Here is a 9,377-nt window from a genome sequence, read left to right on the forward strand (position 1 = left end):
CCAGCCCGCGCAGGGTGGTGAGCAATTCCTGAAGCAGCCCGAACAGGGCGTTGTCCGCCGGCGGCGCGGCCGCGGGGGCATCACCGGCCGAGGGCGCACCGCCGGCGGCGCGGGATTGTTCCGGGGCCGCCGAAACGCCCGAGCCGGAGGTGCCGGCGCCCGCGCCGCCCTCGCCGGCCGGGCGGCCCCGGGGCACGGGCACGGTTTTCATATCCGGCAGCACGCCGGCGTCGGCCAGCACTTGGTTGGCCTCGTCGACCATGGCGCCGGCTTCGTCCATCACCACCCGCTCGAACAGTTTGAGCACGATCAGGCGGGCGCGGATATCCAGGGACAGCCGCTCCAGGCAGGCGGAGAAACACGCCGCCAGGTTGCGCGGCTCCAGGGGGTTGTTCCGTTCGGTGACGTCGACCTTGCTTTCGAACAGGTACTCGAGGCGGTGCTGGAAGGCGCGCAGGGCCTCGTCGTGGCCCTTGCGGGCGCGGCGGGCCAGGTTGTCCAGGGCGACAGTGGTTTCCAGCTCTTCGTGTTTGACCAACGCCAGATCTTCCACCGCCACCTTGCCGGTGGCGCGCTCCCGGTCGTCCGGGGTGCGGGCGCTGTCCTGGAACAGATTGCCCAGCGCCTGCCGGAAGCCGGTCTCCAGGGCGCCGCGCTGCAGGCGCAGCTCGCGCATGGCATCGAAGTAGCGGTCGCGCTCGCTGTCGGTCTCTTTCTCGGCCAGATCGAACAGGGTGTCGTCGGCGCCGTCGAGCATGTCCGCCAGCAGTCCGCCGGCGCGCTCGGTAATGCGGTCACGCACGCGCTCAAGCGGCCTGGGCAGGCTCAGCGCGCGGCCTTTACCGCCTTCCAGCGGCTTGAGGCGGGTAACTTTGGACATGGCACACACCTTGGCGGCGACAAACGTGAACTACGAAGCCCACTACGAATTTCCGTACGAAGAGTACCTTAGCACCGCCCTGTGCCGAGAAGTTTGAACCAATCCGCGATTCGGGGAATATCTGGTAACACCGTACAAAGAACCGCGATCGGACTCAATCTGAACCGCTTCCCCTCACCGGTCAATTTCCCTACTCTGGCTATTTTACGGTTGACGGGGCGTGAAGGGCATGACCGAATTTGTTGACCTCCTAAAACAGATCAGCGGCCTGCTGTGGGGCTGGCCGGCGCTGATCCTGATCGCCGGCACCGGCATCTACCTGACCATCCGCCTGACGTTCCTGCCGATCCGCCGGCTGGGCTTCGGCTTCCGCCAGATCGTGGCGCCGGCCACCGGGGTGGGCACCATCGGCGCCGGCGCGGCGCTGGCCACCTCGCTGTCGGCCACCATCGGTACCGGCAACATCGTCGGTGTGGCCACCGCGATCCACTCCGGCGGCCCCGGCGCGCTGGTGTGGATGTGGCTGATCGCCCTGGTGGGCATGGCCACCAAATACGCCGAGGCGGTGCTCGCCGTGCACTACCGGGAAAAAGACAGCCTCGGCCAGTACGTGGGCGGCCCGATGTACTACATCCGCAAGGGGCTGGGCGAGAACTGGGCCTGGCTGGCGCTGCTGTTCGCGGTGTTCGGCATGGCCGCCGGCTTCGGTATCGGCAACACCGTGCAGGCCAACTCCGTGGCCCACGGCCTCAACGACAGCTTCGGCGTGCCCACCTGGGCCACCGGCCTGACCCTGGCGGTGCTGGTGGGCCTGGTGGTGCTGGGCGGCATGAAGCGCATCGCCCGGGTGGCCACCTTTATCGTGCCGTTCATGGCGCTCACCTACCTGCTGGCCGGCCTGTTCGTGCTGGCCGACCACGCCAGCGCCCTGCCCGCCGCCATCGCCCTGTGCTTCAACGACGCCTTCACCGGCACCGCCGCCGCCGGGGGCTTCGCCGGCGCCGCCGTGAAAGAGGCGATCCGCTTCGGCATGGCGCGCGGTATCTTCTCCAACGAAGCGGGCCTGGGCAGCGCGCCCATCGCCCACGCTTCCGCGCACACCGACCACCCCGCCCGCCAGGGCAGCATCGCCATGCTCGGCACCTTTATCGACACCATCGTGGTATGCTCCGTCACCGGTTTGGCCATCGTCGCCACCGGTGCCTGGACCAGCGGCGAGGAAGGCGCGCCGCTCTCCGCGCTGGCGTTTTCCAGCACCTTCGGCACCCTCGGCAACGCGGTGGTGGCCTGCGGCCTGGCGGTGTTCGCCTTCACCACCCTGCTGGGCTGGAGCCTCTACAGCGAGCGCTGCACCCAGTACCTGTTCGGCGACAAAGCCCTGCTGCCCTTCCGGATAGTCTGGGTGCTGGTGGTGCCGGTGGGCGCCATCGTCGGGCTGGACCTGGTGTGGGCCCTGGCGGACATCATGAATATTCTAATGGCGGTGCCCAACCTGATCGCGCTGCTGCTGCTGGCGCCGGTGGTGGTCCGTCTGAGCAACGAGTTCTTCAAAACGAATGGATAAAGACAGCACCCTGCCCCACTACGTCGGCGACCACCTGACCCGCGCGGTCGCCTTCGCCCTGGAAGAAGACCTGGGCGACGGCGACCTCACCGCCGGCCTGATCGCCGCGGACGACACCGCCACCGCCACCATCCTCACCCGCGAGGACGCGGTGCTGTGCGGCACCGCCTGGGCCGAGGAAGTGTTCCGCCAGCTCGGCGGCGTGAGCCTGGAATGGCACGCCAAGGACGGCGACCGGCTGGCCGCCGGCGACGTGTTTTGCACGCTCACCGGCAACACCCGGCGCATCCTCACCGGCGAACGCACCGCCCTGAACTTCCTGCAGACCATGATGGCCACCGCCACCACCGCGCGCCGCTACGCCGACGCCGTGGCCGGCACCCGCGTGACCGTGCTCGACACCCGCAAAACCCTGCCCGGCCTGCGCGCCGCGCAGAAATACGCGGTGCTCTGCGGCGGCTGCCAGAACCACCGGGTGGGCCTCTACGACGCCTTCCTGATCAAGGAAAACCACATCACCGCCTGCGGCTCCATCACCGCCGCCATCCGCGCCGCCCGCGAACAGGGCCCCGGCAAGAAGATCATCATCGAGGTGGAAAACCTGGACGAGCTGCGCGAAGCCGCCGCCCTCGCCCCGGACCAGATCATGCTGGATAACTTCACCCCGGAAATGCTGGAAACCGCCCTCGACCTGGCCGGCCAGAGCGCCCTGGAAGTCTCCGGCAACCGCACCCTGGACGACGTCAAAAACCTGCCCGGCGCCCGCGACCTGTTCCTCTCCGCCGGCGCGCTCACCAAGCACGTGCAGGCCATCGACCTGTCGCTGCGGCTCGGCTAAGGGCCGCCTCGCGGCCCCGTCACCTTCCGAACCAAGCCGTGCTATAAAAGGTCCAACGCACTGAAGCACCGGCCAACCCGGCAAGGAGGCACCATGCACCGCATCGCCCTGATCACCCTCGCCGCCCTGCTTACCACCGCATGCGCCTCGTCCAAGCGCGTGGTGGTGGACAAGCAAGGCATCGACGAAGCCCAGTACCAGCAAGACCTCACCGACTGCCGCGCCATCGCCGACGAAGTCAGCACCGGCCGCGACGCCGCCGAAGGCGCCGCCGGCGGTGCCATCATCGGCGGCATCCTGGGCGCCATCTTCGGCAACTCCGGCACCGCCGGACGCATGGCCGGCGGCGGCGCCGTGATCGGTGCGGCCGGCAAAGCCGGGGACGCGGAGCAGGAGAAAAGCCAGGTGGTTAAGAACTGTATGCGGGGGCGGGGTTATCGGGTTTTGAATTGAATGTCGTTTCGGCTATTGGTGACAGCGCTAAGCTGAACTCTTCATCAAGAAACAGCAAAAGAGCGCCCTCAAGGAAGGCGCTCTTTTCTAAAGATAGCTTCTTATCCAGCTATCAGGTTATCTGCATTGGGCAGGAGCATACTGAGCTGGCAAGGTACCAGCGGTAGGACCGTTGAGTGCTGTGCCAGTAGGAGCCGGGCCAGCAGAAACACTGCTACATTGCCATGCAAGAGAACCATCTGCGGACTCATACGGGGTCAACACCAAAGTTTCAGTATCAATTGTATCGTTAACATTGTTGCCGTAGGTGACGGTGATCTCGCCGTTGGCTACATCAAGACTACTAACGTATTGGCCCTGAGTATCGGTTGCCGTTGCAGACATTCCTGCTGCTGTGCGGTCTGCCGGTACGGTACCAGTGTTCAGATAGCTTTCAGTAATGGCAGTTTTAGCTCCAGCAGCTAAGCTAAGACCTTCAGAGACCTGAGACCGAATCGTGTAATCCTGGTAAGCAGGAATCGCCACGGCCGCCAGAATACCGATGATCGCTACTACGATCATCAGTTCGATAAGCGTAAAACCCTTCTGCACTTGTTTCATTTCGGAATCTCCAGAGTCGAAACTTTATTATGTGCTCACCCCCGAGGCGAGCGCCTGCGCTGTGACTATGCAGCTATTGGGCCAACTTTCACGCGCCGGGTTTGCGGCTCTGGAGGTCACTTTCCCCACCAAACCGCTGCCGTTTTTTGTCAGGCGCTGACAAAGAGCGTCACCCTTTGTGACCCTTTATGACCAAATCCGTCAGTTAAGGTGGCAATGCAACTAATGGAGCCAACCCCTTGATCGCAGGCTCTTTACAGTCGCAAGGAAGGCTGCCAATCTGCTTCGGGGGTAAGTATAAATAACCATGATCACTTCTTATGAATAGTTCCGCAGCGTCTTTAAGCGGCCTGGCCCGCCGTCTTGTAAAGGAAGGCCACCTTTCCATGGAAGCGGCACAGACCGCCGCCGCCGAAGCGCGGCAGGCGAGGGTCGCTTTGGTTCACCATTTGGTGGCGGGCGGCCATGTTAGCGCCGCCGTGGTGGCACGTTCCGCTGCGGAGGAGTTCGGCGATCCCCTGATTGATCTGAACACCTTCTCTAAAGAGATGATGGTCAAGGACATCGTCGACCCCAAGCTAATCACCAAACACACCATTCTGCCGCTGCTGCGGCGTGGCAGCCGGTTGTTCGTGGCGGTGTCCGATCCTACCAACTTGCCGGCCCTGGAAGAGATCCGCTTTAACACCGGCCTGAATGTAGAAACGGTGATTGCCGAGGACGACAAGCTGCGGCGTTGGATTGATCAGCTTGAGTCCGAGCAGGACGGCAAGGCGTTCGACAATCTGGATGATGATCTGGACAACCTGGAAACAGCCAGTGCCGACGCCGATGCTTCAGGAGCGGAAGACGCGGCTGCGGGCTCCGATGACGCGCCCATCGTGCGCTTCGTCAACAAATTGCTGCTGGATGCCATCAAGGGAGGCGCCTCGGATCTGCACTTCGAGCCCTATGAAAAGACCTACCGGGTGCGGTTTCGTCAAGATGGCATTCTGGAGACGGTGGCCAAGCCACCAATCACCACCGCCAGCAAGCTGGCCGCCCGCCTCAAAGTGATGGCGCGCATGGACATTTCCGAGCGCCGGGTACCGCAGGACGGCCGGATCAAGCTTAAGATTTCCAAGACCCGGGCCATCGATTTCCGGGTCAACACCTGCCCTACCCTCTACGGCGAGAAGATCGTGCTGCGGATCCTGGACGCGGAAAGCGCCAAGATGGGCATCGATCACCTGGGTTACGAAGAAGACCAGAAGAAGATGTATATGGATGCCCTGAGCAAGCCCCAGGGCATGATTCTGGTCACCGGCCCTACCGGCTCGGGCAAGACGGTATCGCTCTATACCGGCGTGAACATCCTCAATACGCCGGAACGCAATATCTCCACGGCGGAGGATCCGGTGGAGATCAACCTGGAAGGGGTCAATCAGGTCAATGTGAACCCCAAGCAGGGCATGGAGTTCTCCACCGCCCTACGTGCCTTCCTGCGCCAGGACCCGGATATCATTCTGGTGGGGGAAATCCGGGATCTGGAGACCGCCGAAATCGCCGTAAAGGCGGCGCAGACCGGTCACTTGGTACTGTCGACGTTGCACACCAACAGCGCCCCGGAGACGCTGACCCGGCTGCGCAATATGGGCGTGCCCTCGTTCAACATCGCCACCTCGGTGATTCTGATTATCGCCCAGCGGCTGGCCCGGCGGCTGTGCGAGCACTGCAAGGAGCCGGTGGATGTACCCAGGCAATCGCTGGTTGAGATGGGTTTCACGGACGAGGACATTCAATCCGGGTTTACTGTGTACGGCCCCAGCGGCAAAGGCTGCGAGAAGTGCAAAGGCGGCTACAAGGGGCGCGTGGGGGTTTACGAGGTAGTCCGCATCACCGACGGCATTGCGCGCATCATTATGGAGGAAGGCAATTCCATCCAGATCGCCGACCAGTGCCGCAAAGAGGGGTTCAACGATCTGTACCGTTCCGGCCTGATCAAGGTTATGCACGGCGTCACCAGTCTCGAAGAGGTGAGCCGCGTGACTAGCGGGCACTAAACTATTATAGGTTTCGGTAGGTCAGGGTTTCGACTATGGCAAAAACAGCGACAGCACAAAAACCGGCTACCTTCACCTATGAAGGCATCGACCGCAAAGGCAGCCGGGTCAAAGGGGAAATTACCGGCAAAGGCCCCGCACTGGTGCGCGCCGAGCTGCGCAAGCAGGGCATTCAGGCCAAAAAGGTGGTGAAGAAAAGAGAGATCAACCTGGGCGGCAAAAAGAAAGTCAAGCCCATGGACATTGCCCTCTTCACTCGCCAAATGGCGACTATGATGAAAGCCGGCGTACCACTAGTGCAAGCTTTTGAGATCGTATCCGATGGTCTGGAAAACCCATCCATGCGTGACGTGGTACTGAAACTGAAAACAGACGTCGAGAGCGGTAACAATTTCGCCGGGGCGCTGCGTCAGCATCCACGCTTGTTCGACGACCTATACTGCAGTCTGATTGAATCCGGCGAAGCCTCCGGGTCCCTTGAAACCATGCTGGATCGAGTGGCGCTGTACAAAGAGAAAACCGAGGCGTTGAAGCAGAAGATCAAGAAAGCGGTGAAATATCCCATCGCGGTGGTTTGCGTAGCAGTTGTCGTCACCGGCATTCTTCTCGTAAAGGTAGTCCCTACTTTCCAGGAATTATTTGAGGGATTTGGAGCAGAGCTGCCAGCCTTCACACAGTTTGTTATAGGACTTTCGGAAGGACTGCAATCCAATTTTCTAATGATCTTACTGATCGGTGTAGCTCTAATCATTGGCTTCACCGAGGCTCGTAAGCGATCGCAAGGTTTTCGTGATGCTGTGGACAGAGCATTACTTCGTATTCCAGTGGTCGGGCCGATCACTCATAAAGCCACAGTCGCACGCTTTGCTCGCACGTTATCCACGACGTTTGCTGCCGGTGTGCCCCTGATTGAAGCGCTTGATGCCTGTGCTGGGGCCACCGGTAACGTGGTTTATCGCAAAGCAGTACTTCAGGTTAAAGAAGACGTAGCGACCGGTCAGCAGCTTCAATTCGCCATGCGCTCCACCGGTGTCTTCCCGGCGATGGCATTGCAGATGACGGCCATCGGTGAAGAATCTGGCGCACTTGATGCCATGCTCGCTAAGGTAGCCACCTACTACGAAGACGAAGTGGATAATTTGGTCGACGGCCTGACCAGCATGCTCGAACCACTCATCATGGCCATCCTTGGCGTGTTAATCGGCGGCTTGATCATCGCGATGTACTTGCCCATCTTCCAGCTCGGCGCGGTGGTTTAACGGTGCTGCTTCTCGACTACCTGGCGGCCAACCCGGCCGCCCTGATCCTGGTTTGCGTGCTGTTCGGCCTGCTGGTGGGCAGCTTCCTGAATGTGGTGATTCACCGTATTCCCAAGATGATGGAGGCCACCTGGCGTCAGGAGGCGCGCGAGTTGCTGGAGCAGCCCCCGCCCAAAGGGGAAGAGACCCCGCCCATCTTCAACCTGGTAACGCCCGGCTCCCACTGCCCGCACTGCAACCACCGCATCCGCTGGTACGAGAACGTGCCGGTGGTGAGCTGGGCGCTGCTGAAGGGCCGCTGCAGCGGCTGTAAGGCGGCGATCAGCAAGCGTTATCCGATCATCGAGCTGCTTACCGCCCTGGTGGCGGGCCTGTGCGCCTGGCGCTTCGGCTACGATCCCTGGTTGATCTTCATGCTGTACGGCAGCTTTACGCTGCTGGCCCTGGCGGTGATTGATCTGGATACCACCCTGTTGCCGGACGATCTTACCTATCCGCTGCTGTGGGCGGGCCTACTGGCGGCGGTGCTGGGCATCTCGCCGGTGAGCCTGTCCGACGCGGTGATCGGGGCCATGGCCGGCTATCTGGCGCTGTGGAGCCTGTACTGGGTGTTCAAGCTGCTCACCGGCAAGGAGGGCATGGGCTACGGCGACTTCAAGCTGCTCGCCGCCCTGGGCGCCTGGCTGGGCTGGCAGTATCTGCCGGTGGTGGTGCTGCTCTCCTCCGTGGTGGGCCTGGTGTTCGCGGTGTCGATGATGGCCAGCGGCAGTGTGAAGCGGGATCAGGGGATTCCGTTCGGGCCCTATCTGGCGATCGCCGGGTGGATTGCGTTGCTCTGGGGTGAGGCGATTGTGAGCTCCTACCTGGGGCTGTTTAACCTCGGGTAGCGGTCAATCCCACCGAACGCGCTTCTCTGGTATCCTGCCGGCCGGCTTTGCCGGCCTTTCGCGGGCTGGGCCCGCTCCCACAAGGCCCGCACCCACAAACACGCTCAGATTGCGGAGTCCCTATGTTTGTTGTCGGCCTGACCGGCGGTATCGGCAGCGGCAAGACCGCGGCCACGGATCATCTGGCGCGGCGCGGTGTGACCATTGTCGATGCGGACCTGGCGTCGCGGGCGGTGGTGGCGCCGGGCGAACCGGCGCTGGACGCCATTGTCGACCGGTTCGGCGCGGTGCTGCAGGACGACGGCAGCCTGGACCGCCGCGCGCTGCGCGATATCGTGTTCAGCGACGAGCAGGCGCGCCGCGATCTGGAGGCGATCACCCATCCGGCCATCGGTCGTGAGCTCTACCGGCAAATCCACACCAGCGATTCGCCCTATACGGTGCTGGTGTCGCCGCTGCTGCTCGAGGGTAGCCAGAAAGAGATGGTGCACCGTATCCTGGTGATCGACGTGCCGCCGGAGGTTCAGGTGGCGCGCACCGTGGCGCGGGACACCGTGCCCGAGGCGCAGGTGCAGGCGATCATGCGCGCCCAGATGGACCGCGAGCGCCGCCTGGCGGCGGCCCACGACGTGGTGGAGAACCACGGCCCGCTGCGGCACCTGCATGAGCGGCTCGACGCCTTACATGAAACGTATTTGGAACTCGCGCAACGACATGGCGGATAACGAACAGCCCACCCGTATTTACCCCTGCCCGCAATGCCGGAAACCCTCACGCTGGGACGATAACCCCTGGCGGCCGTTCTGCTCGGAGCGCTGCAAGCTGATCGACCTGGGCGACTGGGCGTCGGAGCG

10 protein-coding genes are annotated in these 9,377 nt (G+C 62.6%); 8 read left to right on the top strand and 2 right to left on the bottom strand.

From position 1 onward, the window contains the following. On the bottom strand, positions 1 to 880 hold an 880-nt coding region (locus tag ACEQZD_RS10645; protein WP_370185362.1), incomplete at its 3' end, for a DUF1631 family protein. A gap of 229 nt (positions 881 to 1,109) precedes the next feature. Between ACEQZD_RS10645 and ACEQZD_RS10650 the strand changes: the two genes are divergently transcribed. The 3 genes from ACEQZD_RS10650 to ACEQZD_RS10660 all read left to right on the top strand — a co-directional run bounded on the left by ACEQZD_RS10650 (position 1,110) and on the right by ACEQZD_RS10660 (position 3,735). After that, positions 1,110 to 2,444: an alanine/glycine:cation symporter family protein gene (locus ACEQZD_RS10650; protein ID WP_370185364.1), complete on the top strand. Its 1,335-nt coding sequence runs from the start codon at positions 1,110 to 1,112 to the stop codon at positions 2,442 to 2,444. Further along, positions 2,437 to 3,282: a carboxylating nicotinate-nucleotide diphosphorylase gene (gene nadC, locus ACEQZD_RS10655; protein WP_370185366.1), complete on the top strand. Its 846-nt coding sequence runs from the start codon at positions 2,437 to 2,439 to the stop codon at positions 3,280 to 3,282. Before ACEQZD_RS10650 ends, nadC begins: the two co-directional genes overlap by 8 nt. A 93-nt stretch (positions 3,283 to 3,375) precedes the next feature. Continuing rightward, entirely contained in the window at positions 3,376 to 3,735 is a 360-nt protein-coding gene (locus ACEQZD_RS10660) for a glycine zipper family protein (RefSeq protein WP_370185368.1), read from the top strand. Between the two features lie 117 nt (positions 3,736 to 3,852). Here ACEQZD_RS10660 and ACEQZD_RS10665 read toward each other — a convergent pair whose 3' ends face one another. Beyond that, positions 3,853 to 4,335, bottom strand: coding sequence for a pilin (locus tag ACEQZD_RS10665; RefSeq protein ID WP_370185370.1), 483 nt, complete (start codon positions 4,333 to 4,335; stop codon positions 3,853 to 3,855). A 320-nt stretch (positions 4,336 to 4,655) separates the two neighbouring features. Here ACEQZD_RS10665 and pilB point away from each other — a divergent pair, with 320 nt between their 5' ends. From pilB to ACEQZD_RS10690, 5 genes are all read left to right on the top strand, one after another. After that, on the top strand, positions 4,656 to 6,377 hold the full coding sequence (gene pilB, locus ACEQZD_RS10670; protein ID WP_370185372.1) for a type IV-A pilus assembly ATPase PilB: 1,722 nt from the start codon (positions 4,656 to 4,658) through the stop codon (positions 6,375 to 6,377). Between the two features lie 35 nt (positions 6,378 to 6,412). Further along, positions 6,413 to 7,636, top strand: coding sequence for a type II secretion system F family protein (locus tag ACEQZD_RS10675; protein WP_370185373.1), 1,224 nt, complete (start codon positions 6,413 to 6,415; stop codon positions 7,634 to 7,636). Positions 7,637 to 7,638: 2 nt separating this feature from the next. Next, positions 7,639 to 8,523, top strand: coding sequence for an A24 family peptidase (locus tag ACEQZD_RS10680; RefSeq protein ID WP_370185375.1), 885 nt, complete (start codon positions 7,639 to 7,641; stop codon positions 8,521 to 8,523). Between the two features lie 122 nt (positions 8,524 to 8,645). Continuing rightward, positions 8,646 to 9,248, top strand: coding sequence for a dephospho-CoA kinase (gene coaE / locus ACEQZD_RS10685; RefSeq protein WP_142948054.1), 603 nt, complete (start codon positions 8,646 to 8,648; stop codon positions 9,246 to 9,248). Beyond that, positions 9,238 to 9,377: DNA gyrase inhibitor YacG (locus ACEQZD_RS10690; protein WP_370185377.1), on the top strand; the 140-nt coding region annotated here is incomplete at its 3' end. The genes coaE and ACEQZD_RS10690, both read left to right, overlap by 11 nt.

This window comes from Alloalcanivorax sp. (genome assembly GCF_964221125.1).
GTDB classification, from domain to species: domain Bacteria; phylum Pseudomonadota; class Gammaproteobacteria; order Pseudomonadales; family Alcanivoracaceae; genus Alloalcanivorax; species Alloalcanivorax venustensis.

Bases quoted from the DNA above. Each gene is read 5' to 3' on its own strand.
- ACEQZD_RS10665 (WP_370185370.1), bottom strand. From the start codon at position 4,335: ATGAAACAAGTGCAGAAGGGTTTTACGCTTATCGAACTGATGATCGTA.
- coaE (WP_142948054.1), top strand. From the start codon at position 8,646: ATGTTTGTTGTCGGCCTGACCGGCGGTATCGGCAGCGGCAAGACCGCG.
- ACEQZD_RS10660 (WP_370185368.1), top strand. From the start codon at position 3,376: ATGCACCGCATCGCCCTGATCACCCTCGCCGCCCTGCTTACCACCGCA.
- ACEQZD_RS10650 (WP_370185364.1), top strand. From the start codon at position 1,110: ATGACCGAATTTGTTGACCTCCTAAAACAGATCAGCGGCCTGCTGTGG.
- ACEQZD_RS10675 (WP_370185373.1), top strand. From the start codon at position 6,413: ATGGCAAAAACAGCGACAGCACAAAAACCGGCTACCTTCACCTATGAA.
- nadC (WP_370185366.1), top strand. From the start codon at position 2,437: ATGGATAAAGACAGCACCCTGCCCCACTACGTCGGCGACCACCTGACC.
- pilB (WP_370185372.1), top strand. From the start codon at position 4,656: ATGAATAGTTCCGCAGCGTCTTTAAGCGGCCTGGCCCGCCGTCTTGTA.